21 protein-coding genes, 1 tRNA gene and 1 pseudogene are annotated in these 24,937 nt (G+C 60.1%); 8 read left to right on the top strand and 15 right to left on the bottom strand.

Translation table 11 applies throughout. The features are described 5' to 3' along the window. Window positions 1–131: 131 nt before the first annotated feature. Window positions 132–304 (top strand): annotated as a pseudogene (locus AB1A62_RS05520) (transposase); the annotation flags it as partial. A 247-nt stretch (window positions 305–551) separates the two neighbouring features. On the opposite strand, the gene AB1A62_RS05515 reads toward AB1A62_RS05520, so the two are convergent. The 3 genes from AB1A62_RS05515 to AB1A62_RS05505 form a co-directional block, all read right to left on the bottom strand. Then, a complete protein-coding gene (locus AB1A62_RS05515) occupies window positions 552–827 on the bottom strand; it encodes a hypothetical protein (protein ID WP_366660512.1) in 276 nt (91 codons plus the stop codon). Window positions 828–912: 85 nt separating this feature from the next. Beyond that, window positions 913–2,796: an SLC13 family permease gene (locus AB1A62_RS05510; protein WP_366660511.1), complete on the bottom strand. Its 1,884-nt coding sequence runs from the start codon at window positions 2,794–2,796 to the stop codon at window positions 913–915. Between the two features lie 391 nt (window positions 2,797–3,187). Beyond that, the gene (locus AB1A62_RS05505) at window positions 3,188–3,934 is read right to left on the bottom strand and encodes an ATP-binding protein (protein WP_366660510.1); all 747 of its coding nucleotides are present in this window, start codon (window positions 3,932–3,934) and stop codon (window positions 3,188–3,190) included. Here AB1A62_RS05505 and AB1A62_RS05500 point away from each other — a divergent pair. Beyond that, window positions 3,828–4,127, top strand: a complete 300-nt coding sequence (locus AB1A62_RS05500; RefSeq protein WP_366660509.1) for an SEC-C metal-binding domain-containing protein — start codon at window positions 3,828–3,830, stop codon at window positions 4,125–4,127. The two genes, AB1A62_RS05505 and AB1A62_RS05500, sit on opposite strands and share 107 nt — an antisense overlap. Before the next feature lie 256 nt (window positions 4,128–4,383). Here the strand turns inward: AB1A62_RS05500 and AB1A62_RS05495 are convergent. Continuing rightward, a tRNA-Arg gene (locus tag AB1A62_RS05495) sits at window positions 4,384–4,460 on the bottom strand. Window positions 4,461–4,604: 144 nt separating this feature from the next. Here AB1A62_RS05495 and AB1A62_RS05490 point away from each other — a divergent pair. Continuing rightward, complete coding sequence (locus AB1A62_RS05490; RefSeq protein ID WP_366660508.1) at window positions 4,605–5,630, top strand: LacI family DNA-binding transcriptional regulator; 1,026 nt, start codon at window positions 4,605–4,607, stop codon at window positions 5,628–5,630. Beyond that, window positions 5,630–6,832 (top strand): crosslink repair DNA glycosylase YcaQ family protein, encoded by a 1,203-nt coding sequence (locus AB1A62_RS05485; protein ID WP_366660507.1) that lies wholly within the window; start codon window positions 5,630–5,632, stop codon window positions 6,830–6,832. The genes AB1A62_RS05490 and AB1A62_RS05485 overlap by 1 nt, the downstream gene beginning before the upstream one ends. A 6-nt stretch (window positions 6,833–6,838) precedes the next feature. On the opposite strand, the gene AB1A62_RS05480 is transcribed toward AB1A62_RS05485, so the two are convergent. The 7 genes from AB1A62_RS05480 to AB1A62_RS05450 all read right to left on the bottom strand — a co-directional run bounded on the left by AB1A62_RS05480 (window position 6,839) and on the right by AB1A62_RS05450 (window position 13,182). After that, the gene (locus AB1A62_RS05480; RefSeq protein WP_366660506.1) at window positions 6,839–7,267 is read right to left on the bottom strand and encodes a thioesterase family protein; all 429 of its coding nucleotides are present in this window, start codon (window positions 7,265–7,267) and stop codon (window positions 6,839–6,841) included. An 87-nt stretch (window positions 7,268–7,354) separates the two neighbouring features. Next, window positions 7,355–7,531, bottom strand: coding sequence for a hypothetical protein (locus AB1A62_RS05475; RefSeq protein ID WP_366660505.1), 177 nt, complete (start codon window positions 7,529–7,531; stop codon window positions 7,355–7,357). A gap of 153 nt (window positions 7,532–7,684) precedes the next feature. Then, complete coding sequence (locus tag AB1A62_RS05470; RefSeq protein ID WP_366660504.1) at window positions 7,685–9,190, bottom strand: TRAP transporter large permease; 1,506 nt, start codon at window positions 9,188–9,190, stop codon at window positions 7,685–7,687. Continuing rightward, complete coding sequence (locus AB1A62_RS05465; RefSeq protein WP_366660503.1) at window positions 9,187–9,768, bottom strand: TRAP transporter small permease subunit; 582 nt, start codon at window positions 9,766–9,768, stop codon at window positions 9,187–9,189. The genes AB1A62_RS05470 and AB1A62_RS05465 overlap by 4 nt, the downstream gene beginning before the upstream one ends. Before the next feature lie 81 nt (window positions 9,769–9,849). Next, window positions 9,850–10,893: a TRAP transporter substrate-binding protein gene (locus tag AB1A62_RS05460; RefSeq protein WP_366660502.1), complete on the bottom strand. Its 1,044-nt coding sequence runs from the start codon at window positions 10,891–10,893 to the stop codon at window positions 9,850–9,852. 326 nt (window positions 10,894–11,219) lie between these two features. Further along, entirely contained in the window at window positions 11,220–11,918 is a 699-nt protein-coding gene (locus AB1A62_RS05455) for a fumarylacetoacetate hydrolase family protein (protein WP_366660501.1), read from the bottom strand. 223 nt (window positions 11,919–12,141) lie between these two features. Then, entirely contained in the window at window positions 12,142–13,182 is a 1,041-nt protein-coding gene (locus AB1A62_RS05450; protein ID WP_366660500.1) for a GDP-mannose 4,6-dehydratase, read from the bottom strand. Between the two features lie 489 nt (window positions 13,183–13,671). Here AB1A62_RS05450 and AB1A62_RS05445 point away from each other — a divergent pair, with 489 nt between their 5' ends. Next, window positions 13,672–13,857, top strand: a complete 186-nt coding sequence (locus AB1A62_RS05445) for a hypothetical protein (RefSeq protein WP_366660499.1) — start codon at window positions 13,672–13,674, stop codon at window positions 13,855–13,857. 270 nt (window positions 13,858–14,127) lie between these two features. On the opposite strand, the gene AB1A62_RS05440 is transcribed toward AB1A62_RS05445, so the two are convergent. The 3 genes from AB1A62_RS05440 to secA form a co-directional block, all read right to left on the bottom strand. Then, on the bottom strand, window positions 14,128–15,681 hold the full coding sequence (locus AB1A62_RS05440; RefSeq protein ID WP_366660498.1) for a phosphate ABC transporter substrate-binding/OmpA family protein: 1,554 nt from the start codon (window positions 15,679–15,681) through the stop codon (window positions 14,128–14,130). Between the two features lie 24 nt (window positions 15,682–15,705). Continuing rightward, entirely contained in the window at window positions 15,706–16,611 is a 906-nt protein-coding gene (locus AB1A62_RS05435) for a hypothetical protein (protein ID WP_366660497.1), read from the bottom strand. Window positions 16,612–16,933: 322 nt separating this feature from the next. Beyond that, window positions 16,934–19,636, bottom strand: coding sequence for a preprotein translocase subunit SecA (secA, locus tag AB1A62_RS05430; RefSeq protein WP_366660496.1), 2,703 nt, complete (start codon window positions 19,634–19,636; stop codon window positions 16,934–16,936). A gap of 177 nt (window positions 19,637–19,813) precedes the next feature. Between secA and AB1A62_RS05425 the strand changes: the two genes are divergently transcribed. From AB1A62_RS05425 to mutT, 3 genes are read left to right on the top strand one after another with little or no spacing between them, the layout of a single operon-like run. Then, window positions 19,814–20,665: a peptidylprolyl isomerase gene (locus AB1A62_RS05425; RefSeq protein ID WP_366660495.1), complete on the top strand. Its 852-nt coding sequence runs from the start codon at window positions 19,814–19,816 to the stop codon at window positions 20,663–20,665. Window positions 20,666–20,667: 2 nt separating this feature from the next. Beyond that, on the top strand, window positions 20,668–21,894 hold the full coding sequence (gene argJ / locus AB1A62_RS05420) for a bifunctional glutamate N-acetyltransferase/amino-acid acetyltransferase ArgJ (RefSeq protein WP_366660494.1): 1,227 nt from the start codon (window positions 20,668–20,670) through the stop codon (window positions 21,892–21,894). Continuing rightward, window positions 21,891–22,289, top strand: coding sequence for an 8-oxo-dGTP diphosphatase MutT (mutT, locus tag AB1A62_RS05415; protein WP_366660493.1), 399 nt, complete (start codon window positions 21,891–21,893; stop codon window positions 22,287–22,289). Before argJ ends, mutT begins: the two co-directional genes overlap by 4 nt. A gap of 168 nt (window positions 22,290–22,457) precedes the next feature. On the opposite strand, the gene infB is transcribed toward mutT, so the two are convergent. Then, window positions 22,458–24,935 carry a translation initiation factor IF-2 gene (gene infB, locus AB1A62_RS05410; protein WP_366660492.1) on the bottom strand — a complete coding sequence of 826 codons (2,478 nt, stop codon included), beginning with the start codon at window positions 24,933–24,935 and terminating at the stop codon, window positions 22,458–22,460. Window positions 24,936–24,937: the final 2 nt, after the last annotated feature.

The following is a 24,937-nucleotide window of genomic DNA, read 5'->3' as shown; positions in this document are numbered from 1 at the left end:
CCAAAAGCATGCACAGGTCTGGCAAAGAAAGAGCCCGCTCAAGGCGGGCTCTTCGCGGCAACTACAGGCGCTCTGATCGTTATTGTTCTTTGTGAAGCAGCGACGCGATCACCTCGGGATTGAAGGCCTCTTACCGCTGGCGCAAACAGTATGGCGGGATGGGAACCGACCAACTCAGGGAACTCAAACGATTGCAGAAAGAAAACGAACGGCTGCGTCGCGCCGTCTCGGACCTGACCCTGGACAGGCTCATCCTGACGGAAGCTGCGAAGGGAAACTTCTGAGCCCCGCCCAACGCCGAAGACATCATCGCGGGCGTGAGCGCGTCCAATCAGAAAGAACTGGAGGCAGGCGCTTTGTCCCTGACTTGCAGCGGGGCGAGGCGCGCGCCGGAAGACATTTGGCCCGCTCCATCGAAATTGAAGCATTGATCTTGCTGGCCGTGCTTATGACTACCGCGACGCTGACCAGCATACTGACCCTCCCGAATTGAGGTTCTTCAAAAAAGTGACGTTCTTCCTGAGTTTCGGCAACAATGCCAGGGCTGGTTCTCAGTTTGGCACGAGGAGAATGGGCGCCGGGCAGGCAGTTAAGCCTGCTGGCATGAAACATACATAGCCAAAGTCACGGTACAACTGTTCGAAAGTTGGTGAGCTGAGTAGCGTATCGGCCCAATCCAGACATTCGCCATCGTGGAACCGCTGCGGTGTAAAGTCCCCAGAGCGGCCATCCGCAATCAGGTGCAGCATTTCATAGTAAGCAATGCCCCGCTGCGGGACAATTCTGCCGTTCACTGAATGTCGGCCAACGGCGGTTTCAGCCGCCATTCCCATGGTGTCCGATGGCGCTGCAGGAAACCGGCCACCGTCTTGAAACCCGTCTCAAACCAGCTTGGTCTCGACTGCTTTTGGGTCAAAACATCACGTTAAGCATAACTATTGAAACGGCCAGAAAAAGGACCGTCATGATACCTCCGCTCTTCAAAAAATCTGTAACCTTGTAGCCGGCCGGCCCCATTATCAGCGCGTTGACCTGATGCGTTGGGATGATGAACGAATTCGATGTCGATATAGCTACCGTCAGCGCAAAGAGCGCCGGGCTTGCCCCAGCGGCCACGGCGATCGAGACTGCCAATGGGACGAGGAGCACCGTTGCGCCTACATTTGACATCACCAAGGAGAATACCGTCGAAAGAATGGCCACGCCCACCTGCAGCGACCAGACTGGCCATCCGTCAAGAAGGACAAGGATATGCTGAGCAATCCACTCGGCAGTGCCGGTGTTCTGAACGGCTTGCCCGAGCGGGATGAGGCTGGCCAGCAGAAACACTGTATTCCACCCAACCGCGCGGTAGGCTTCGTCGATGCTCAAAACCCGGCTCAGCAGCATCCCGACCGCGCCGGTCAGGAGACAAAGGGACAGGCGCACATCCGTGAACAGGATGAGCGACAGCGAAATTGCAAAAAACAGCAGCGCCCAGCCGACTTTGTGCGGCCTCAGCTCCTCTTGCGGGAAATCGGTGGTCACCACGATGAAGTCCCGGTCGGCCTTGATGCGCATCAGATTGTCCCAGCGGGTATGCGTGACCAGCATGTCGCCGGCCCTGAAAGGCACCAGCCCGATCTGGGTCGGTTCATGTTCTTCCGTTTTTACGTGGCTCAAGGTTTCCTCGCCCCGGTGGATCGCCATGAGGCTCAGGCCATATGTCTTGCGCAGCAGCAGCTGGCGCGGGCTTTTGCCGATCAGCTTGGAATCCGGCGGGATGACCAACTCGGCGACACCGGCGTTCGTGGCGGCAAATTCCTCGACGAAGACATCCAGCTCAGGGCGGACCGTCAGCCCGTAGCGGTCCGCAAAATTCCGCACCACCTGCCGGTTCCCAATGATGGCCAGCCTGCACGGCGCTGCAATCTCGGCGGTCAAAATCTGAATCATCGACACTTTGCCGTGGTAGAAGGTCGAGATGATGTAGAGATTGTTGTCGTTGTTGATGTCGGCCAGAACTTGCCCCACAAGAGCGCTGTCTGCAGGCACATCCACCTCAAAAACATCGGCGTGCAGGCCGTAGACACGCTCAAGGTATTCGGAGGTGCCGCCGCCGGAAACCAATTCGGCCGGTTCCGGCGATCCAGGCAGTACCCAGCGGCCAAGAAGCAAGAAATACAGAATGCCCGTGGCCACCAGCGCAACGCCGATGGGGGTGACAGAGAACAACCCGAAGGTTGGGATTTTGGCCTCTTCCGGCAGCCCCCGGTTCGCGGTCAGGACCAGATCGTTCAGCAGGATCAGCGGGGAGGAGCCGACCATTGTCATTGTGCCGCCTAGGATGGCGCAAAATCCCATTGGCATCAGCAGGCGGTTGGACGCAATGCCCGAGCGCACAGATATCCGGTTGACGACAGGCAGGAACAGCGCCGCCGCGCCAACGTTCTGCAGGAAGCTGGAAATAAAGCCGACCGTTCCCGACACGATCGGAAGCACCCGCGCCTCGGTCGCTCCGCCGTGTTTCAGGATGGCCGCAGCAACCTTGTTCATGATCCCGGTCCGGTCCAGCCCGGCCCCGACAATCATCACGGCAATGATCGATATGACAGCGTTGGAGGCGAAGCCATCGAACAGATGGGTTGCATCCGCCAGATTTTCGAGCCCTGGGAGGTAGCTCAGGATACCAACCAGCACGAGAACAAGCAGTGCCGCTAAGTCAATTCGAATGACTTCAGAGACAAATAGGAAAACCGTAAATCCAAGAAGCCCAAGAACAACTGCCATTTCATCTGTGAATTGTAGGGTTTCCATGTCACGCTCCGCAGCCCTCTATCCCCAAAACAACGCCGGATCGTGCGAGGAGAACTCGCACGGGGTCTCTAAGTGCTAACATATTTTTTTCATTTGTCTGATTTATGCGTGGCTTCTGATTTACGAGGCTGAGTAAACTTCAGACCATGCGTCGCGACGGCCGGAACCAAAAGTTGCTACAAGCAAACATGCCGCGGACGCGAATGACACGGGCTCAAATGAAGTAACTGGTGCAATCGCAAAATCTACGAGCTCTGTTTTCAATACTTCACTTCAAGTTGCGTATACTGCGGCAGTCGGAAGGCCGGTCCGCACAGCTCAGCTTTTGGTTTCTTCCCGCCCCTGCAATGCCGCCCCGCCGCGCCAAGGCCTCCGGCTTTGCACACCGCAGTTACCCCGTCACCAGATCTTCAGCGGTTGCAAAGGCGCATGTGAAGGTGAATGTGGACCCCTTGCCGAGCACGGACTGGACCTCAATACCGCCCCCCATCAGATACGCGAGACGGGAAGCAATCGCCAACCCCAGCCCGGTGCCGCCGAACTCCCGGCAAGCGGTACTGTTAACTTGGGAAAACGCAGTGAAGATCTTCTCGAGACTGTCTTCGGGTATGCCCACCCCGGTGTCTTTCACGGCGATCCGCAGCTTAGCCATGCCGCCAGCAGCCTGGCCGGTGACTCTGACCGTCACTGATCCAGCCTCGGTGAATTTCAGAGCATTGCCGACAAGGTTCACAATGATCTGCCGAATCCTCCCTTCGTCCCCTAGAATGCCCGCCGGCGCCTCGGGATCATACTCCAGCTGCAGTGCGACCCGGCTTTCGACCGGGTTGGGGGCCAACATGCGGGCCACCCCGCTCAAGAGTTCCTGCAGGTCAAGAGGCGCGGTCCGCAGCTCAAGCTTCCCGGCTTCGATCTTCGAGAAATCCAAAATCCCGTTGATGATGTCCAGCAGCGCTTTGCCCGATTCAGAGATTGTCCTGGCATAAAGCGCCTGCTCCTCGTCCAGGCTGGTTTCCTCCAGCAAGGAGGCCATGCCCAGCACCGCGTTCATCGGGGTCCTGATTTCATGGCTCATTGTGGCCAGAAACTCGGACTTCGCCTTGCTCCCTGCTTCAGCAGCCCGCGTCCTTTCCTTCACCTTACCCTCGGTACGGACCTCCGAAAATGCTCACATCTATGAGGATGCCGCTCGAATGGCTCAACCTGGGAGGACGGTGAACCTCCACCAATCAAAAACAAATCCTCCGCCAGCTGAGATTCAGAAAACTGGTCGGAATAAACCTTGCCCCTGCGGCAGTGGAAAAAAATACAAGAAATGTCATGGCCGATAGCATACGAGGCGATTAGCGGATAGGCCAAACGGCAGATGCGTACAGCCGACGGTATGCCGCCACTCCTAAGACATCATTGGCAGACGTAGGAGACAAACCATGCTGAGAGGATAGCGCGCCTGCCCAGGTAGTGGACATTGCGTCACGGCCAAGAAGCAAAAGACCACCTGTCGTGTGGGGGAGGTGTGTGGGGTGCGAAAATTCTCCGCCCTAAACCTTCTTTACTTATCAGACACTTAATTGGTTCACTTGTGTCTGGCGACCCCGGCAGGATTCGAACCTGCAACCTGCCCCTTAGGAGGGGGCTGCTCTATCCAGTTGAGCCACGGGGCCGCGTCCTTCCGCGATAGCAAATCCATCCTGCGATCACAATGGGATGGGCGCAGGCGAAAGCCGTTTTGCCGCGCCAGTTTCCATTGTGCAGCAAGTCATGTCTGCGCTAACGTTAGAGGCAGACAAAACAAGAGGCTCAGGAACGTGACAACGGACAGCAAGCGCCCGCTAACCCTTCGCGATGTATCCGAAGCAACCGGTGTTTCAGAAATGACGGTGAGCCGGGTTCTGCGCAATCGCGGCGACGTGTCGGAGAAGACCCGATCCAAGGTTCTGACCGCCGCCAAGGAACTGGGTTATGTGCCAAACAAAATTGCGGGCGCGCTGGCCTCGAACCGGGTGAACCTGGTGGCTGTGATCATTCCTTCACTCTCGAACATGGTGTTTCCAGAGGTGCTGACCGGCATCAACAAGGTGCTGGAAAACACAGAGCTTCAGCCCGTTGTCGGCGTTACCGATTATCAGCCCGAAAAGGAGGAAAAAGTCCTCTACGAAATGCTGTCGTGGCGCCCTTCCGGAGTTATCATCGCAGGCCTGGAACATACCGATGCCGCCCGCGCCATGCTGAGCAGCGCCGGGATTCCAGTGGTGGAGATCATGGATACCGACGGCAAGCCGGTGGATGCGATGGTCGGTATCTCCCACCGCCGCGCGGGCCGCGAGATGGCCAAGGCGATCCTCAAGGCGGGCTACCGGCACATCGGCTTCATGGGCACAAAAATGCCACTTGACCACAGGGCGCGTAAACGGTTCGAGGGTTTCACCGAGGTTCTGGCCAAAGAAGGCGTAGAGATCGAGGACCGCGAATTCTATTCCGGCGGGTCGGCGCTGGCTAAGGGCAGGGAAATGACCCAGGCCATGCTGGAACGCTCCCCTGAATTGGATTTTCTTTATTACTCCAACGACATGATCGGTGCGGGAGGTTTGCTTTACCTGCAGGAACAGGGGATCAGCGTTCCCGGCCAGATCGGCTTGGCCGGCTTCAACGGAGTGGAACTGCTGCAGGGTCTGCCCCGGCAACTTGCCACCATGGACGCCTGCCGCCTGGAAATCGGGCGCAAGGCGGCAGAGATCATTGCTGCCCAGTTGGAAGATCCGGACGCCCAGATCGAAAAGCATGTCACGCTGACCCCGACCATATCCTATGGCGACACGCTGAAACGGCGCTGATGGCGCTGCAGCGGCTCGGCAATCAGGGCGCGCGGCGATTGTTCCTGGATCGCCACGCGCTGCTGGAGCAACCCTCAGGACCGGCCAAGGGCGCAAATCTGTTGGAACTAATCCAGCGGCTTGGATTTGTGCAGCTCGACAGCATAAACACCGTGGCGCGGGCGCATGATGTGATCCTGTTTTCCCGCCGGCCGGGCTACCGATCCAAGCACCTGAAACACCTTTACGAGCGCGAGCGGGGTCTGTTTGAACACTGGACCCATGACGCTGCCGTGATCCCGATGGAGTTTTATCCGCACTGGCATCTCAGGTTTCAGCGCGACACTGAACTGCTTCGTAAACGCTGGCGCGACTGGCGGCGCGACGGGTTTGAGGCGCAGTTCGAAACTGTCCTGCAACATGTCCGCGATCACGGGCCGGTCAGTTCCTCCGACGTCGGCAAGGACGAGAAAAAGGGTTCCGGCGGCTGGTGGGACTGGCACCCGTCCAAAACCGCGCTGGAATACCTATGGCGCTCCGGCGCGCTTACGGTGGTGGGGCGCGAGGGGTTTCAGAAACGCTATGACCTGACGGAACGAGTGATCGAGGAACATCTGCGTCCCGGTACCGACTGCGATGCAGCTGCGACAGTCAACTGGCTGTGCTCTGCCGCTTTGGACCGGCTGGGATTTGCCACATCGGGAGAGATCGCCGCCTTCTGGGACACCGCCTCCGCGGCGGAAGCCAAGGCCTGGTGTGCGGAACAGCTGCGCCAGGGTGAGCTTGAAGAGATCGAAGTCGAGCAGGCGGATGGCAATCTGCGCAAGGTGTTCACCCGTCCTGACACCGTGGAAAGGGCTGAAGAGCTGCGGCCTCCGCCGGGCCGGATGCGGGTGCTCAGTCCCTTTGACCCGGCCCTGCGCGACCGTAAGCGGGCCGAGCGGCTGTTCGGCTTCCACTACCGGATCGAGGTCTTCACCCCCGCGCCCAAACGCCGGTACGGCTATTATGTATTCCCGCTACTGGAAGGCGCCCGGCTTGCGGGCCGAATAGACATGAAGGCGGACCGCGACGCAGACCTCCTGCGCGTAACCGCCGTCTGGCCGGAGAGAGACGTTAAATGGAGCGCGGCCCGCACCAGACGGCTGGAGGCAGAGCTGGACCGGGTGGCGCGGTTTGCAGGTGTAACCGGGGTGGCATTCTCTGATGGCTGGCTGCGCTGACCGGCCTTACTCGGGCCGCAGCTGCGCCTCGATCACCGCCCGATAGTCCTCGGGTGCCTGTTTGGCGGTGAAGGTCTCAGGTGCAATGAAGACGCAGACAAATTTCCCCTCGAAACACAGCTCTCCGTTTTGCCGCGCATTGACCCGGAAAGTCACCGACTTGCTGCCCAGGGCAGCGGGCCAGACTTCACACATCAACCGGTGGCGGGGGGTGACAGGCGACCGGAAATCGATGCTCATATGCACAAACGGCGTGCCGGTGCCGCGGTCCAGCTCCATCTGATACCAGCCGTCACCGTCCAGATGGTACTCCCACCAGGCGTCGATCGCTTCCAAAGCAAAGGCAGGCAGCCGCCCGGTATAGGCAATCCGCGCCGGGTCGCAATCGCCCCAGCCCACGCGGATTTCATGAACGAATGTGTCTTGCCCTGCCATCTTCTGCCGCCCCGCATATTTCTGCAGGTGCATCCTACCGGCGCGGGTCTGCGGTATCAAACGGCTAAGGCAGCCAGAGCCGCTGCGTCACGAACCACCGCGTTTGCGGGACAGAATCAGATCCGGCAGCACAAGCGCGTCAATCAGCGCCTCGCACAGCCCAACGCAGTTGCTGCAGCCCACACAAGGCCCCTGCAGCCCGGAAACCTCGGTGGCCAGCGCCTTGACCTTGGATGCGGAGGCTTTGCTGCGATTGATTTGCATGGCGGGTCTCCCCTTGTGCGTGGTGTCGGACAGGACCAGCGGAACCCCGAAAGGTGATTCAGGTCAATCCGGGCCGGTGTCACAAAATATTTCCATATCCTGCACCGGCTGGCGGCAACCCCTCCCCCGCGCATAGCGGGAGAGGGCAACGCATTACTGCATCAGCATCAGCGGCAGCAGCGTGATGATCGGGAAGGCCACCAGGATGACCACCCGGATCAGGTCGGACGCGACAAAGAACATGACCGCCTTGTAGGTGTCGATCATCTTGGTCTTGCGGTCCATCGCGTTGATGATGAACAGGTTCATGCCCACCGGCGGGGTGATCAGGCCAACCTCCACCACGATCAGCACCAGCACGCCGAACCAGATGGCGACATATTCCGCCTCAATCCGGTTCACACGGCCTTCGGTGACGCGGATGCCCAGTTCCTTCATCTGCTCACGGGTCAGTTCGGCACCGGTGGCAATGGCATCCTGTATCGAGGCTAGCATTTCTGCTCCCATCCCCTCGGGCACGCCGGCCTTCAGCACCTCCATCGCCGCATCCGCCTGCATCGCGGGCAGCGACAGCAGACCAAAGTCCATGGCAGAGATCACCGGAAAGAAGATCGGGATCGTCAGCAGGATCATCGAGAGCGAGTCCATCAGGCAACCGAACACCAGATAGAACGCAAGGATCAGCGCCAGCACCATCCAGGGGCTCAGGCCTTGGCTCACGACGAAATCGGCCAGTTCCTGCGGCACCTTGGTCAGCGCCAGGAAGCCGTTGTAGAAGCCCGCGCCCAGCACGATGAAGAAGATCATCGCGGTGGAGCGCGCCGTCACCAGGAAACTGTCCGCAAGCGTCTCGCGGGTCAGTCCGCCATTGGTCCAGGCGATAAAGCCGGTTCCAAATGCCCCCACGGCCGCGCCCTCGGTCGGGGTGAACCAGCCCAGGTAAATGCCGCCGACGACTAGACCGAACACCAGCAGCACCGGCCAGACATGGAACAGCGCGGCAAAGCGGTCGCGCATCGGAACCGGCGGACGGGTGCCCGCGCTTTCCGGGAACAGGCGCACGTAGATGGAAATTGCGATCACATAGCCCAGTGCCGCCAGCAGGCCGGGAATGAAGGCCGACAGGAACAGCTTGGCGATATTCTGCTCGGTCAGGATCGCATAGATCACCAGAACGACCGAAGGCGGGATCAGGATGCCCAGCGTGCCGCCGGCTGCCAGCGTCGCGGTCGAAAACCCGCCGGCATAGCCGTATTGCTTCAGCTCCGGCAGCGCGACCCGGCCCATGGTGGCCGCGGTTGCCAGCGACGAGCCGCAGATCGCGCCAAAGCCCGCACAGGCGCCAATCGCTGCCATGGCAACGCCGCCCTTGCGGTGGCCCAGAAACCCTTCGGCCGCCTTGAACAGCGCGGTGGACATGCCGCCCAGCGTCGCAAAATGCCCCATCAGCAGGAACATCGGCACGATGGTCAGCGAATAGGAGGAAAAGGTGGTGTAGGTCTCGCTTTTCAGCCGCCCGAACGCGACCTGCGTGCCATCCGTCACCCAGATCAGCCCGCCAAGGCCGACCAGAAACATCGAAAGCCCAATCGGAACCCGCAGAAAGATCAAGAGCATCAGAACCGGGAAGGAGGCGATGCCAATTTCAAGAGCCGTCACTGTTCACCCTCCACGCCGTCCCAGATCAGGATCCGGCCGGTAAAGAATTCGATGGTGCGGATTGCACCCATGTATATGCCCACAATGGCGGCCACGACCGCTGCCACCAGGCTGATGGCGTAGGCCCACCAGATCGGAAACTCGAGCAGGAAGGAGGTCTCGCCATTTGAATACTTGCCGGCAAGACCGTCCGCCAGCCGCCAGGCGATCAGCACCAGAACCGCGGCAAAGACAACTTCGGTCACCATCCGCAGAAACCGTTTCACACTGCGCGGAAACGCATTGGCCACCACATCAACCGATGCATGGCCCGCCGTGATCTGGCACAGCGGCAGAAAGGCAAAGATTGCAAAGGCCACCCCGGCCTCGACCAGTTCAAAGTCGCCGTTGACCGGTCCGACCCAGCCCGTCATCCATTTCGAAAACCCAGGCGCAATCCGCTCCATCAAATCGCCATGGAAGAAACCGTTGAGCAAGCGCCCAGCGATCGAAACACATGTCAGAATGATCAGAAGAGTGAGGACCGCACCGCCCAGGTAGGCCATTGATTTGGCCAGCCGCATCATGAGCTTGTGCATGGTTCTGTTGCCTTGTTCCGGTATGCAAAGGGCCGCAGTGCCAATGCCGCGCGGCCCCTTACCTTTATCAATCAAAACGCCTTACTGATACTGCGGCGTGTATTTCTCGATCAGCGCGCTGGCTTCCTCGATCAGCGCAGCACCATCGATGCCCTTTTCCTTCATGTCAGCGATCCACTGGTCATAAATCGGCTGCGAACGCTCACGCCAGATGGCGGTCTGGTCTTCGTCCAGAGTGATGACGTTGTTGCCCAGGTCCAGCGCCATCTCGCGCGAGGGACCGTCCGAATCCGCCTGAGTGCCGCCGGCAAAGACCGAGAACTCCAGGCCGGAGTTGTCATCGATCGCCTTCTTTAGATCATCAGGCAGGCTCTCGTACTTCTCTTTGTTCATCGCCAGAACAAAGGTGAGGGTATAGAGCGCCTTGCCGGAGAACTCGGTGTGGTTTTCAACCAGCTCCGGGACCTTCAGAGCCGCGGTCACTTCCCACGGAATGGTGGTGCCGTCGATCACGCCCTTGGACAGGCCTTCCGGGATCGCCGGAACCGGCATCCCAACCGGGGTCGCACCCAGTTCGGTCAGCAGCGCGTTGACCGAACGGCCGCCGCCGCGGATCTTCATGCCTTCCAGGTCTTCCGGAGTCTCTACCGGATCGGCGGTATGGATCATGCCCGGTCCATGCACCCAGGTGCCCAGGATATGCACATCCTTGAACTCCGTGTCCTTCATGTGCTTGTCGAACATTTCCCAATAGGCATGCGACACGGCGCGTGCATTGGTCATCATGAACGGCAGCTCAAACACTTCGGTTGAGGGGTATCGGCCCGGGGTATAGCCCACCACGGTCCAGACGATATCAGCCACGCCGTCAATGGCCTGGTCCATCAGCTCCGGCGGCTTGCCGCCCAGCTGCATCGACGGAAAGCGGTCGATCTTGATCCGTCCACCGGACGATTCTTCAACATTGTCCGCCCAGACGTCCAGGATCAGCTTCGGCACATTTGCCTGCGCCGGCAAGAACTGATGCAGTTTCAGGGTCACTTCCTGAGCAAATGCCGGCATTGTGCCGAACATGGCCAGGGCCGCTGCACCAGCTGCCCCCAAAAGCTTTCTGCGAGTGGTCATATGTGTCCTCCCTTTGACCAATTCAATTGCCGGACCTGGCGCTTTCGCAATTTTGCTGCGCCGCCCCCGCGAACTTCTTTCCGATTCTGCCGTCAAAGCCCCCAATTGGGTTCGTTTAACGAACCAGTTGCTTCCCTGCTATTAGGTGCATTTGTAACCATCAACAGCAGATTATGCATTTTTTACTCATGAAATCTGCCCGCGCGCTCCGGTTTCAGGCGAAACAGCTGCCCGATACGTTACGAAACGGTCAAGATTTCCACCTAAATTGATACATATGAAAACAGCCGCATGGCAACAACTATCACGCTGTGGACCACCGTGCGTCATTCCGCTGCAGCCAATTCCAGGCCAACAATAGATAGCCCGTCGATCCCTCCGCGTATCTTGTCCCCGGCCTTCACGGCCCCCACTCCGGCAGGTGTGCCGGTTAGAATCAGATCCCCCGGCCGCAGGTGGTAGAATCCGGAAAGGTGGCAAATAATGTCGGCTACGGACCAGATCATCTCCGCCAGCGTAGCATCCTGCCTGATCTCGCCGTTCACTTCCAGCCAGATTCGCTGCCCCGCAGGGCCACCCCACTCGACCGCCCGGGTCAGCGGCGCCAGCACCGTACCGTTCTCCAGGTCTTTGCCCAGATCCCAGGGCCGTTGTTTCTGCCGCTCTCTGATCTGCAGGTCGCGGCGAGTCATGTCCAGCGCACAGCCATAGCCGAACACAGATGCTGCAGCCTGTTCCCGCCCGGCCCGGAATACCGGTGTCCCGATCGCCACTGCCAGTTCCATTTCGTAGTGGAAGTTTTCTGTCCCCGGCGGATAGGGCACAATTGCATCCGTCAGCACCGCGTTGGCAGCAGATTTGGTGAAATAGAATGGCGCCTCCCTGTCCACTTCATTGCCCATCTCAGCAGCATGCGCCGCAAAGTTGCGTCCCACACAAAAAACCCGCCCCACCGGGTACCCAGCTTCCTCGCCCGTCACCGGAACAACCGGCCTAATTGGAAGCGGGAACAGAACATTACCCATCGCAAATTTCCTTATGCATTGCGGCGTGAAGCCGTTTTCTCAAAACAGAGCCACAAAACCAGCGGCTGTAAACCCTTGTTTCGAGACAACATGCCCTCGGCAATCCGGAGCAAGGACTGCCTCCCCTGATCATGTACCCAAGCGTAACCGCAGGCTTTGCTCCGGTGAAAACACCATCCGTCTGCCTGCAGCAGCCGTTTCCCGTGCTGTCTGGCGAAGCGCCTTAGCTGCAAGTTTCTGAAGGCAGCGCGGCGCCGTAGTACTCCCGGTACCAGCTTACAAACTGCGCCACACCCTCGGCCACGGCGGTCTTCGGCTTGTAGCCTGTGAGCGTTTGAAGCAGCGACGCATCGGCCCAGGTCGCGGGAACATCGCCAGCCTGGATCGGCATCAGGTTCTGTTCTGCCTTACGTCCCGTGGCTGACTCAATCGCCTCTATGAAGGCGGTTAGCCTGACGGTCTCAGAATTACCGATGTTGACTACTCTGTGCGGCGCAACGGGCGACAGGCTGTCTCCGTCCGGCACAACCCCGTCTGCCGGGCGTTTTGGGACCGCATCCAGCAACAAACGGATCGCCTGAACCAAATCAGTGACATAAGTAAAGTCCCGCTTCATATCGCCGTAGTTGTAGACGTCAATCGGCTCCCCTCCGAGGATCGCCTTGGTGAATTTGAACAGCGCCATGTCGGGCCGTCCCCAAGGGCCGTAGACAGTGAAAAAGCGAAACATGGTAACCGGCAGATCAAACAGATGCGCATAAGAATGCGCCATGTTCTCGCACGCCTTCTTGGTAGCGGCATAGAATGACATCTGGTGATCGGCCTTTTGAGTTTCCTTGTAAGGCATCTTGGTGTTGGCACCATAGGCCGAAGAGGTGGAGGCCAGCAGCATGTGCCGAGGAGGATAGGCACGAGCGGCTTCGAGGATCTCGAATGTACCGGCGATGTTGCTGTCCAGGTAGGAGCGCGGGTTCTCGATCGAATATCGCACCCCGGCCTGCGCAGCCAGATGCACAACATAATCAGGCCTATGCTCTGCAAACAGCCCCATCATGACCCCAGCTTCTTCAATGCTGCGATTGACGACAGTAAAATCGGGGTGTTTCTCAAGCATCGCCTGTCGGTCCCGCTTGAGTTGAACGCTGTAGTAATCCGACAGATTGTCAATGCCAACAACTCGAAACCCGTCTGCCAGTAAGCGCAGGCACAGATGATAGCCGATAAAACCGGAGCATCCGGTGACAAGGATAGTTTTCTGGGCCATCGATTTGCTCCATGGGATGCGTGAACCGCCGGGGTTACGGCTCCCGGCCAAAAGAAGGTATCTGCGCAGGCGACGGACCGCCCGGCAGGCATTATGGCAAACCGGGCAGGTGCATACCATCCCCGGCAATTTTCCAAGCTGCGGAAATTGCCGGTAAAACCCGGGAATCTACCCTGCCAACAGAAGGCACTGCTTTCGTCTAAAACCATATATCAGATGTCAGGTGTGTGCTTTGAACTGAAGATGAGCTGGTGAACAATCGCCTTCTGCAATAGCTGCTAACTCCTGACGCGGGCAGCCAAGCGCACGGTGCGGTGGTGCCGGCGATCGTCCAGTAAAGCCTGTTCTCATTCCCGGATTACGACGCCCTTCAAGACCGTTTTGCCGATGCCACCCTAGACGACATCTACTCCGCGACCGCCAACCCCACCGGGCGCGACTTGGAACACAAGCTGGCGGCACTGGAGCAGGGTGAAGCCGCTGTCGCCTTTGGCAGCGGTCTCCGCCACGGTGCCGACACTGTTGCGCAGCGGCGACTGGGTTGTCAGTGTCCCCAACTCCTATTCCGGCGCAATCCGGCGGGACGAGGTCCTGCTGCAGCAGTTTGGCGTTTCTGTCACCTATGTCAACTGCACCGACCTAGATGCCACGGCCTGCTCCCTGCCCGGCGCATGACTGCTGTTCTTCGAATGCCCCTCCAGCCTTGTCTTTGAAACCTGCGGCATCGCCCAAGTGGCAGAGTTGGCCCGCTTCGAGGGCGTGGACAAAGATCTGGTGATGTACAATTTCGAGCAGCCGCTGGTTTGGGCCAAGCGGCTGGCCAGCTAGCCTGGAAATCTTGCGTCTTCTGCTGCAATTAGACCTGCGCGGCTATCGCATTTGTTGCGACGGCCCAAAAATACGGCAGCCACATTTTGCTAGGCTTACCGGTGATACTTTTCGGGCCTAACGCACCCAGACCTCCACTCTGCGATTGATCTGGCGGCCCCAATCGCTGTCATCACAAGCCATCGGCAAGGCTTCGCCAAAACCTTCGGTACGGATTGCGACACGGCTGGCATCCGCTGTCTCCGCAGCTTTGAGCACTGCGTCCCGCACGGCACCTGCCCGTTTCAGCGCGATCTGCCGGTTGCCTTCTGCAGGTCCCACACCGTCCGAAAATCCAGCGAACACAATCTCCCTGGCGTCGAACTCCCCGGCCTCGAGCGCCCGGGCCAGCTGTTCGATATTGCTGCGGGACTGGGCATCCGGGCGCGGTGACCCAGGCTCGAACCGGAACGAGACCGTCAGCCGCCGCATCCCGCCCAGTTCGGTCACCAGGCGCTGAAGTTCCGGCAAACCGCCTCTTTCTTCCGCTGCCAGAATGGCATTGGCCAGGCGGTTGCCCTGGCTGCTGACCGGGATCAGTTCCGGAGCCTGATCCACAAATCCGGCGCGGCGTATCACTGCCTGCGCTGCGGGACCGCGCACGTAGGCCAAGAAATCGCGTGCGACCTTGGGCAGGCGCCGGGCCGGCAGGTACAGGAACATCGGAACGGTCAACGGATAATCCTCTGTCTTAACTGCCCGGCGGCTTGCCTGGAGAGAAAACCCGCAAGGACCGGTCAGCGTCAGCACCCGGGCTGCGCCTTTCTCGGCATAGCTGGCGACTCCGATGGCGAAAGGGTCAACAAGCACCCGCCGGACCAGCGTGCTGCTGCGGTCATGACGGTGGATTGCAGATGTAAAGCCAGTCCCGAAAGGCCCCATCAGCTTGTCCTCGACCGCCTGCGACAAACCGGAACCAGATACAGGCATATGAATCGACACGGGAGCGTCAGGGCCGCCAAGTTCCTGCCAATTGGTGATCCGGCCGGACAGGATACCGGCCAATTGCAGCAAGGAAATCTCGCGCACCGGGTTGCTGGGGGCCACCACTGGCACAAAGGCATCCAGCGCCAGCACACGGCTGCGCCCTGGCCCAGTCAGATCTCCCAAACCTGCCGCACGCGCGGCCTTCCGCTCAAGGGGCCGGATTTCCCGCAGCGCCATGGCAACATCCGCCTCATCCGCAATCAGGGCTGCGAACCCCGCGTCCGTGTTGCTGGCGGCGAAGGAGAACCGCGCTGCAGGCCTTTGGCCACGCAGAAGCACATGGCTGAAATTTCCCTGAGGCAGAGGTTCCCTGCGGGTCTGATACCCATTCCGCAGAGCAAAGCCTTCAATCAGGGCCGGCAGCAAGACTTCCGACATGGTTGAAGAGCCCGCCAAAGTGATTTCAGCCACAAACCCGGACAGGCTGGGGCACCCCGGACCGTCACAGGTTACACCTGAGCCATCAACGGTCAGTTCCCCGAACTGGGTCTGCACCCGATAGAATTCGCCATCAAAGCCCAGCAGCGTGCCAGTGATCTCAACAGCACCGTCCGGAGATGAAAGTGTGACGTCCTGAGCTGCAAGCCCGCGCGCAAGAACCGCCAGAAAAAGTGCGGCGCAAACGGCCGCACGAAAGAAGGTCATGTGGATACCTGAATTTACCGCAAGTCAGTTGGCGGCGATTTTCAGGTCTTCCAACAGATTATTCAACACCAGAAAACTGCCCTGGGCATCGCAATCCGGCATTGCCACCACCAGATCATTGCTGCTGAGCCGCCCGCCGCGCAGCTGCAACGCCTGAGCGGAGATTTCGCGGCCGCAATTTAGGCCCGTCACCTCCGCTTCAGCAGTCAGGGAGACGGTTCCGAACCGTTCCGGCTGGCTGGCTGGCACGCTGTAGATTTCGGCAATCCGCGGCGCCAGCAGGCTAGGGTCGCCGAGGCGGACCACCTGCCCTGCAGCCGCGCCGGGTGCGGCCCCGTGCCAGACGTGCCCGGCGCTGCCGTATTCCGCACCAAACTCCCGGGCGTGCATTTCCAGGCCGCTGTGGCCGCTCCATTGCAGAACCACACGCTCCATGGCCTCCACGCCCGCCACTTCGGCAACGGCAACCGTCCCGCCGCCGCTTGCGGTCTCCGCAATATATACCGCGGTCCGTGTCAGGGCCGGAACCTGCGCCGCGTAGCGCCCGGTCGGGTCCAGAGAAACCGTGAAGGACATGCCGCTGTGATGCACGGTCAGGCGTTCGCCGCCATGGCACGGCGCGGTCACAGTGAGCGAGACCATCGCAATGGGGGCAGCCTCGGCCGAGGCAGTCATACGGCAGGAGGCCGGTTGCGCCGGAACCGCCGGTTGCGGCTCCGCGGCAGCAGGTGCCGTTTCAGCCGGGGAGGAGGTCAGCGTGATATTCTCGATTTTCAGCTCCGCCGACTCGGGTTCATCTGGAAGCTGAGGATCGGAGGCGGCAACCGCATCACCTGCCCAGCGGGGGCTAGATGCCTGCATGTAGAACCCGATGCCCAATGCGCATGCCAGCGTTATTGCACTTGTCAGCATCACCTGGTTGCTCAGCATGAGATCCTCCTGAACCTGTCTGGTAAACAGAACCTGGCTGAAAATGTCGGCCGGTTTGTGGCCTCAAACAGGTGAGAATCCGGCAAATAAGGCAATCTCGTCTTCTTTGTTGCTCAGAGAGAAACAGCAAAAGGGGAGCCCCCGCGCCTGCGGGTACCCTGGCTGCGCCAGGGACTCCCTCGCAGCCTTGGGCGTGGCGCAGCGCCACGCCCAACGGGAGCGGTCTTTGCAAAAAGACCGGCGGCGGGCAGGAGTTCCCCCTTCCGCGGCCGGACGGCAGGGTCCGGATTTCGGCCGGACCCAGTTAATTCAGGTCATGCTGTCACGCGAGGCTGCCGTGGCAGTGTTTGAACTTCTTGCCTGAGCCGCAGGGGCATTTGTCGTTGCGCGAGGGGTTGCCCCAAGTGGATGGATCATCCTCTACAAATCCCGGCGCGGGCTCTTCTGCGGAAGCAGCCGCAGGAGAGGTCTGCTGTGCCGCCATCTGCTGTATGGCTGCCTGCTTGGCTGCCATTTCCATCAGCATTTGCTGTTGCTCTTCCTCGGTCATCGGACGCACGCGGCTGAGCTGTTGTGACACTTCCTCCCGCAGGGAGTCGAGCATGCCTTCGAACAGCTGGAAGCTCTCGTTCTTGTACTCGTTCAGCGGATCACGTTGCGCATAGCCGCGGAAACCCACAACTGACCGCAGGTGCTCAAGCGTCAGCAGATGCTCACGCCATTTCTTGTCGATAGTCTGCAACAGTACCTGTTTTTCGATGTTGCGCATATTTTCCGGACCAAAGGCCTCAGCTTTTTCCGCCATCAGTTTGTCGGAAGCTTCCACCAGGCGTTCGCGGATCTGTTCGTCGTCCACGCCCTCTTCTGCCGCCCATTCCGCCACCGGCGCGTCGACCGAAAGCATTTCACGGACCTGTTCCTGCAAACCCTCGGTGTCCCACTGGTCTGCATAGGTCTTGGGCGGCATATGGGCGTCGAGCAGATCGTCGATCACCTCGTGGCGCATGTCATCGGTGATCTCGGAGAGGTCTTCGGCCGCCATGATCTCACGGCGCTGCTTGAAGATCACCTTGCGCTGGTCATTCATCACGTCGTCGAACTTCAGCACGTTCTTGCGCATGTCGAAATTGCGGCCCTCGACCTTCGCCTGGGCGCGTTCCAGCGACTTGTTCACCCAAGGGTGAATGATCGCCTCGCCTTCCTTCATGCCGAGCGAGGACAAGAGTTTGTCCAGCCGCTCAGAGCCGAAGATGCGCATCAGGTCGTCTTCGAGGCTGAGGTAAAAGCGGGTGCGGCCCGGGTCGCCCTGACGGCCGGAGCGGCCGCGCAGCTGATTGTCGATGCGGCGGCTTTCGTGGCGCTCGGAGGCCATGACGAACAAACCGCCTGCATCCAACACCTTTTGCTTCTCCTCAGCGTGCTTGGCTTCCTCAGCGGCGCGCAGTTCTGCCGGATCAGCCTCCGGGTTTGCCGCCAGCGCCTCAAGCACCTTCATCTCGACGTTGCCGCCCAACTGAATATCGGTGCCGCGGCCAGCCATGTTGGTGGCGATGGTCACCGCGCCAAATCGGCCGGCATCGGCTACGATCTGGGCTTCCTGCTCGTGGTGGCGGGCGTTCAAAACGTTGTGCGGTATGCCTTCTTGCTGCAGCATTTGGCTTAGCAGCTCGGATTTTTCAATCGAGGTGGTGCCCAAAAGAACCGGCTGGCCCTTTTCATGCGCCTTTTTAGCTTCCTTGATCATCGCCTCGTATTTCTCACGGGCGGTGCGGTAGACCTGATCGTCCTCGTCCGCCCGGGCAATGGGGCGGTTAGTTGGAACCTCAACCACGCCAAGACCGTAGATTTCCGAGAACTCCTCGGCCTCGGTCATCGCAGTGCCCGTCATGCCTGAGAGCTTGTCGTAGAGACGGAAGTAGTTCTGGAAGGTCACGGAGGCCAGAGTCGTGTTCTCCGGCTGAATCTGTACTTCTTCCTTGGCTTCGATGGCCTGGTGCAGGCCTTCCGACAAGCGGCGGCCCGGCATCATCCGGCCGGTGAATTCATCGATCAGCACCACCTGGCCGTCGCGGACGATATAGTCCTTGTCCTTCTGGAACAGCTTGTGGGCACGCAGTGCCTGGTTCACGTGGTGGACAACTGTGGTGCTTTCGGGATCATAGAGCGAAGCCTCTGCATCCAGCAGGCCGTGCTCGCGCAGAGTCTGCTCCAGATATTCGTTGCCGTCCTCGGTAAAGGTCACACCGCGGGTCTTCTCGTCGATCTCATAGTGGTCTGCCGCCAGCAGCGGGATCACTTTGTCGATGGTCGAATACAGCTCCGAACGGTCCTCTGCCGGACCGGAGATGATCAGCGGGGTGCGCGCCTCGTCGATCAGGATCGAGTCAACCTCGTCAACGATGGCAAAGTTATGCTGCTTCTGGAACACCTGATCCAGCGACGGTTTCATGTTGTCGCGCAGGTAGTCAAAACCAAGCTCGTTGTTGGTCGCGTAGGTGACGTCGCTTTGATAGGCGGCCATCTTCTCGGCATCGGGCTGGCCCGACCAGATCACGCCGGTGGTCATGCCGAGCTGAGCAAAAACCTTGCCCATCCATTCACTGTCGCGCTTGGCCAGGTATTCGTTCACCGTGACCACATGCACGCCCTTGCCGGTCAGCGCGTTCAGATAGGCCGGGAAAGTGGCCACGAGGGTCTTGCCCTCGCCGGTCTTCATCTCGGAGATGTTACCCTGATGCAGGAACACGCCGCCCATCAGCTGGGTGTCAAAGGCGCGCAGGCCCAGGGCGCGTTTGGCCGCTTCCCGCACATTGGCAAAGGCTTCGGGCAGCAGCGCGTCCAGGCTTTCACCGCCCAGGGCACGTTTGCGCAGCTCTTCGGTCTTTGCCACCAGCCCGTCGTCGCTGAGCTTCTCGAACTCATCTTCCAGCCCGTTGATTTGCGCAATCAGCGGCCGTGTCGCCTTAATCTTACGGTCGTTCGGCGTGCCGAAAACCTTTTTGGCGAGTGTTCCGAAACCCAGCATATCTTCTCCAGCGATCCTATGTCCGGCCTTTGCATCGGGCAGGCTTGCCCGCCGTGTCCGCAACCCATAAACAATGGTGGAAAGACGGTCCTGCCAATGGCCTCAAAGCGATGTAAGCGGCAGGGTATAGAGTGTCAACGCCGGGGCCCTCCGCGGCCAAGGAATAGGAAGGTTTCAATGCGTAAAGGTCTCACATTTCTGCGCGGCATGGCGATTGCTGCCTGTGCTGCGCTGCCGCTGACCGCAGCAGCAGCACCGCATGCAAACACCGTGGTTGCCTCGGTCAACGGCGAAGAGATCACCATCGGCCATATGGTCATGGCCCGCGAAAACCTGCCGGCCCAGTACAAGCAGCTGCCGGACGAAGTGCTGTACAACGCAATCCTGGACCAGCTGATCCAGCAGACTGCGCTGAAACAGCAGCTGCGCGGCGAGGTCCCGCGCTACGTCGAGCTTTCAGTCGAAAACGAGGAACGCGCGATGCTCGCGGCGGATGTGATCGAAATGGTCATGAACAAGGCCAGCGGCGAGGAAAAGCTGCGCGCCGCTTATGACGAAAAATACTCAACCGGTGAAGGCGGCGACGAATTTCATGCGGCCCATATCCTGGTCGAAAGCGAAGAAGACGCGCAGGACGTCAAGGCGGAGCTGGACGCAGGAGCCGACTTTGCCACCTTGGCCAAGGAACGCTCTACCGGCCCCTCCGGTCCAAACGGCGGCGATCTCGGCTGGTTCACCACCGGCCGCATGGTGCCGGAGTTCGAACAGGCTGTCCTGAAACTGCGCTCTGGCGAGGTCTCCGGTCCAGTTCAGACGCAGTTCGGCTGGCATATCATCCTGCTGAACGAGCGCCGCAAGACGGAAGCGCCCGAATTCGAAGACGTGCGTGCCGAACTGGCCGATGAACTGCGTCAGCAAGCGGTTGAGGAACGGGTGAACGAACTGACCGCCGCCGCCAAAATTGAACGGCCGGAGATCGAGGACCTGGATCCGGCCATTCTCAAAGACCTCAGCCTGGTAAGGAACTGATGATGGCCAAACCTATGCCCGTTTCGCCGCTGGCGCCTGCCAGCTTCCCCGATCTTCCTGCGATCAAAGGCGTACGATTTGCGTCCGCTGCAGCAGGCGTTAAATATCAGGGCCGCACGGATGTGATGCTGGCGCTCATGGAGCCAGGAACTGCGGTTGCAGGCGTCTTCACCCGCTCCAAGACGCGCTCCGCTCCTGTGCTGGATTGCCAGGCCAAGCTGGGCGGTTCGGTTGACGAAGGCGCAGCAATCCTGGTGAATTCAGGCAACTCCAACGCTTTCACCGGCCATTACGGCCAAACTTCGGTTGCGGAGATAACGTCTGCTGTGGCCGCGCAAACCGGCATTCCGGCGGAACGCATCTTTACTGCTTCCACCGGTGTGATCGGCGAACCGCTGCCCCATGACCGGATTGTCGCCAAGCTTGGCGAGCTGAATAGCGCCTTGGATGAAAACGCGATTGAAGCGGCAGCCAAGGCGATCATGACCACGGACACCTTTGCAAAGGGTGCCAGCGCCACTGTTGGGATCGATGGTAAAACGGTCAAGATCGCCGGCATTGCAAAGGGTTCCGGCATGATCGCACCGGACATGGCGACCATGCTGGTTTATATCTTCACCGATGCCAAGATGGAGCAGACGGCGCTGCAGGCGCAACTGGTAGAGATCTGCAACCGGACTTTCAATTGCATCACCGTGGACAGCGATACCTCCACCTCCGACAGCCTGATGCTCTGCGCCACTGGCGCCTCCGGTGTAGATGCGACCGGCAATGCAGAGTTTTCTGCGGGCCTGGAGCGTGTCATGCTGGACCTTTCCCACCAGGTGGTGCGTGACGGTGAAGGCGCGACCAAATTCGTGGAGATCCAGGTGACGGGTGCGGCTTCGGACGCGGATGCAAAAGTGCATGGCATGGCAATCGCCAACTCGCCGCTGGTGAAAACCGCCATTGCCGGAGAAGATCCGAACTGGGGCCGCGTAGTGATGGCAATCGGCAAGTCCGGCGCGGCTGCAGACCGCGATCTCCTGTCGATTTCCTTTGGTGATGTGCTGGTGGCCGAAAAGGGCTGGGTTTCCCCGGACTATAAGGAAGAGCTAGGCGCTGCCGAGATGAAAAAGCAGGAGATCACTATCAGGGTGGATCTGGGCCTGAGCAGCGGTGCAGCGACAGTCTGGACTTGTGACCTGACGCACCAGTACATCTCGATCAACGCGGATTACCGGTCATGAAAACAGTTCTGGTATCGGCGGTGGCGCTCATTGATGTGGATGGGCGAGTTTTGCTGGCCCAAAGACCTGAAGGAAAGTCCATGGCCGGCCTGTGGGAATTTCCCGGAGGAAAGATCGAATCGGGCGAAACGCCCGAGGCTGCCCTGATACGCGAGCTGCACGAGGAGCTGGGAATCGACACCTGGGCCTCCTGCCTCGCGCCGCTGACCTTCGCCAGCCATTCCTACGATGACTTCCACCTGCTGATGCCTCTTTTTGCCTGCCGCAAGTGGGATGGCATCCCGCAGGCCAAAGAAGGGCAAACGCTGAAATGGGTCCGGCCGCAAGACCTGCGCGACTTTCCAATGCCGCCGGCAGATATTCCGCTGATCCCTATCCTGCGTGATTGGCTGTAAGGCGTTTGCGGCCCCGGCACAGCCGGACCGCTACCCTTACAGGGAGGTTTTTCGCATTTTTTCGGGCACTTAACTGCCACAGCCCAAAAACTACTGAAAAAGTGCGCGGAACAGAAGAAGGCCCCGGTTTTCGAACCGGGGCCTTTTCTTTCCGCAACTCCTCAGACGTTAGTCGAGGGTGCGGGTCACTTCCTCGCGCTCGAAGATTTCGATCACGTCGTTCGGACGGATATCGTCGTAGTTCTCGAACGCCATACCGCATTCCTGGCCGGACTGAACCTCGGACACTTCGTCCTTGAAGCGTTTCAGAGTCTTCAGCGTGCCTTCGTGGATCACCACGTTGTCGCGCAGCAGGCGCACGCCGGCCGAGCGGCGGGCAACGCCTTCGGTGACCAGACAGCCGGCAACCTTGCCAACGCCGGTGACCTTGAAGACTTCCTTGATCTGCGCATAGCCGATGAAGTTCTCGCGGATCTCAGCTGACAGCAGGCCGGAGGCCGCCGCCTTCACGTCATCCACAAGGTCATAGATCACCGAGTAGTAGCGGATCTCCACACCCTTCTGGTTTGCCGTGTTGCGGGCCGATGCATTGGCACGGACGTTGAAGCCCATGATCGGTGCACCTGAGGCTTCCGCCAAGCCGACGTCTGTCTCAGTGATCGCGCCAACACCAGAATGCAGCACGCGCACGCGCACCTCTTCGTTGCCGATTTTTTCCATCGCCTGAACGATGGCTTCAGCAGAGCCTTGCACGTCCGCCTTAACCAGGATCGGCAGCTCAGAGACGTTTTCGTCTTCCTTGGCCTTAGCCATCAGCTGTTCCAGCGTGGTGGCAGCACCGGCAGCAGCGCGTTTATCCTTGGCAGCCTGCTCACGGTAGGCGGCAATCTCGCGTGCCTGCGCTTCGGTTTCGGTCACGTTCAGAACGTCGCCCGCTTCCGGCGTGCCGTTGAGACCCAGAACCTCGACCGGAACCGAGGGGCCGGCTTCCTGCACGCGCTCGCCCTTGTCGTTGATCAGCGCGCGGACCTTGCCGTACTGCTCACCCACAACAAAGATGTCGCCCTGGCGCAGGGTGCCGTTCTGAACCAGAACGGTGGCAACCGGACCGCGGCCCACATCCAGCTGCGCCTCGATCACGGCGCCTTGGGCGGCACGGTCAGGGTTGGCTTTCAGCTCCAGGATTTCCGCTTGCAGAGCAATGGCTTCCAAGAGGTCATCCAGGCCCTGGCCGGTGACGGCGGAGACTTCCACATCCTGCACTTCGCCGGACATGGCTTCCACGATCACTTCGTGCTGCAGCAGGTCGGTGCGGACCTTGTTCGGGTCTGCAGCCGGTTTGTCGATCTTGTTGATCGCCACGATCATCGGCACTTGCGCGGCCTTGGCGTGGTTGATCGCTTCGACGGTCTGCGGCATCACCGCGTCGTCCGCGGCGACAACCAGAACCACGATATCGGTCACCTGTGCACCGCGCGAGCGCATCGAGGTGAAGGCCGCGTGGCCCGGGGTGTCCAGGAAGCTGAGCACGGTGCCGCCTTCGGTGGTCACCTGATAGGCGCCGATGTGCTGGGTGATGCCGCCGGCTTCGCCTGCCACAACGCGGGCGTCGCGGATTGCGTCCAGCAGCGAGGTTTTGCCGTGGTCGACGTGGCCCATGATGGTGATGACCGGCGGACGCGGCTTCAGATCGTCTTCCTTGTCCTCGACTTCCTTGATCACGTCCTCAACGTCAGCATCGGAAACACGGGTCACCTTGTGGCCGAATTCCTCGATGATCAGTTCCGCGGTGTCAGCGTCGATCGACTGGTTCTGGGTGACCATCATGCCCATCTGCATGAGCGATTTCACCACATCGGCAACGCGTTCGGCCATACGGTTGGCCAGCTCGGAAACCACGATAGTTTCCGGCAGCTGCACGTCGCGCACAACCTTTTCCCGCTCGACCGAGCCGCCCATGGCCTTCTGACGCGCACGCTCCTGCTTACGCTTCATCGCTGCCATCGAGCGCTGCCGGTTGCCTTCACCGCCAGTTGCCTGGCCTAGTGTCAGCTTGCCAGAGCGGCGGTTGTCGTCACGGCCCTTGCCGCGGGACGGACGCTGCTCGCGTTCCCGGTCCGCTTTGCGCGGTGCTGCCGCGGGGGCTGGTTTGTTCGGTGCCGCGCGGTCCGCCTTCGCGGTATCTGCTGCCGGAGCAGCTGCAGCCCGCTTGGCCGCTTCTTCGGCTTCGATGCGCTGGCGCTCTTCTTCTTCGGCTTTCTGACGCGCACGCTCTTCCGCCTCGCGCTGCTCGCGCTCCTTGGCTTCCTGCTCCGCCCGGCGGCGCTCACGCTCTTCGGCGCGGGCCTTCTCCTCGGCTTCGCGCTGTGCGGCCTCCTCGGCCTCGCGGGCCTTGGCGGCCTGCAGAGCCTTCAGGCGGCGTTCCATTTCCGCGTCGCTGATGCCGGCAGGCCGGCGCGATCCGGAGGCAGCGGGTGCGGCTCCGCTGCCGCCCTTGGCCGCACCCGGCTTGGGAACCACAACGCGCTTGCGCTTGGTTTCCACCACGACATTCTTGGTCCGTCCATGGCTGAAACTCTGTTTCACGTTCCCCGGACGGGAACCCCCACGCAGACCCAGTGTCTTTTTGCCGTCACTATCGCTCATAA

It is taken from the genome of Leisingera sp. JC11, from assembly GCF_040704725.1.
Classification (GTDB): Bacteria; Pseudomonadota; Alphaproteobacteria; order Rhodobacterales; family Rhodobacteraceae; genus Leisingera.
Note: the sequence above shows the minus strand (reverse complement) of the source record. Positions and strands in the feature narration are given on the sequence as shown.

Excerpts from the sequence above, each read along its gene's own strand:
- AB1A62_RS05515 (WP_366660512.1), bottom strand. The coding sequence starts at position 827 with ATGGCGGCTGAAACCGCCGTTGGCCGACATTCAGTGAACGGCAGAATT.
- AB1A62_RS05510 (WP_366660511.1), bottom strand. The coding sequence starts at position 2,796 with ATGGAAACCCTACAATTCACAGATGAAATGGCAGTTGTTCTTGGGCTT.
- AB1A62_RS05500 (WP_366660509.1), top strand. The coding sequence starts at position 3,828 with ATGCCCAGCACCGCGTTCATCGGGGTCCTGATTTCATGGCTCATTGTG.
- AB1A62_RS05485 (WP_366660507.1), top strand. The coding sequence starts at position 5,630 with ATGGCGCTGCAGCGGCTCGGCAATCAGGGCGCGCGGCGATTGTTCCTG.
- AB1A62_RS05480 (WP_366660506.1), bottom strand. The coding sequence starts at position 7,267 with ATGGCAGGGCAAGACACATTCGTTCATGAAATCCGCGTGGGCTGGGGC.
- AB1A62_RS05475 (WP_366660505.1), bottom strand. The coding sequence starts at position 7,531 with ATGCAAATCAATCGCAGCAAAGCCTCCGCATCCAAGGTCAAGGCGCTG.
- AB1A62_RS05465 (WP_366660503.1), bottom strand. The coding sequence starts at position 9,768 with ATGCACAAGCTCATGATGCGGCTGGCCAAATCAATGGCCTACCTGGGC.
- AB1A62_RS05460 (WP_366660502.1), bottom strand. The coding sequence starts at position 10,893 with ATGACCACTCGCAGAAAGCTTTTGGGGGCAGCTGGTGCAGCGGCCCTG.
- AB1A62_RS05455 (WP_366660501.1), bottom strand. The coding sequence starts at position 11,918 with ATGGGTAATGTTCTGTTCCCGCTTCCAATTAGGCCGGTTGTTCCGGTG.
- AB1A62_RS05450 (WP_366660500.1), bottom strand. The coding sequence starts at position 13,182 with ATGGCCCAGAAAACTATCCTTGTCACCGGATGCTCCGGTTTTATCGGC.
- AB1A62_RS05440 (WP_366660498.1), bottom strand. The coding sequence starts at position 15,681 with ATGACCTTCTTTCGTGCGGCCGTTTGCGCCGCACTTTTTCTGGCGGTT.
- AB1A62_RS05435 (WP_366660497.1), bottom strand. The coding sequence starts at position 16,611 with ATGCTGAGCAACCAGGTGATGCTGACAAGTGCAATAACGCTGGCATGC.
- secA (WP_366660496.1), bottom strand. The coding sequence starts at position 19,636 with ATGCTGGGTTTCGGAACACTCGCCAAAAAGGTTTTCGGCACGCCGAAC.
- AB1A62_RS05425 (WP_366660495.1), top strand. The coding sequence starts at position 19,814 with ATGCGTAAAGGTCTCACATTTCTGCGCGGCATGGCGATTGCTGCCTGT.
- argJ (WP_366660494.1), top strand. The coding sequence starts at position 20,668 with ATGGCCAAACCTATGCCCGTTTCGCCGCTGGCGCCTGCCAGCTTCCCC.
- mutT (WP_366660493.1), top strand. The coding sequence starts at position 21,891 with ATGAAAACAGTTCTGGTATCGGCGGTGGCGCTCATTGATGTGGATGGG.
- infB (WP_366660492.1), bottom strand. The coding sequence starts at position 24,935 with ATGAGCGATAGTGACGGCAAAAAGACACTGGGTCTGCGTGGGGGTTCC.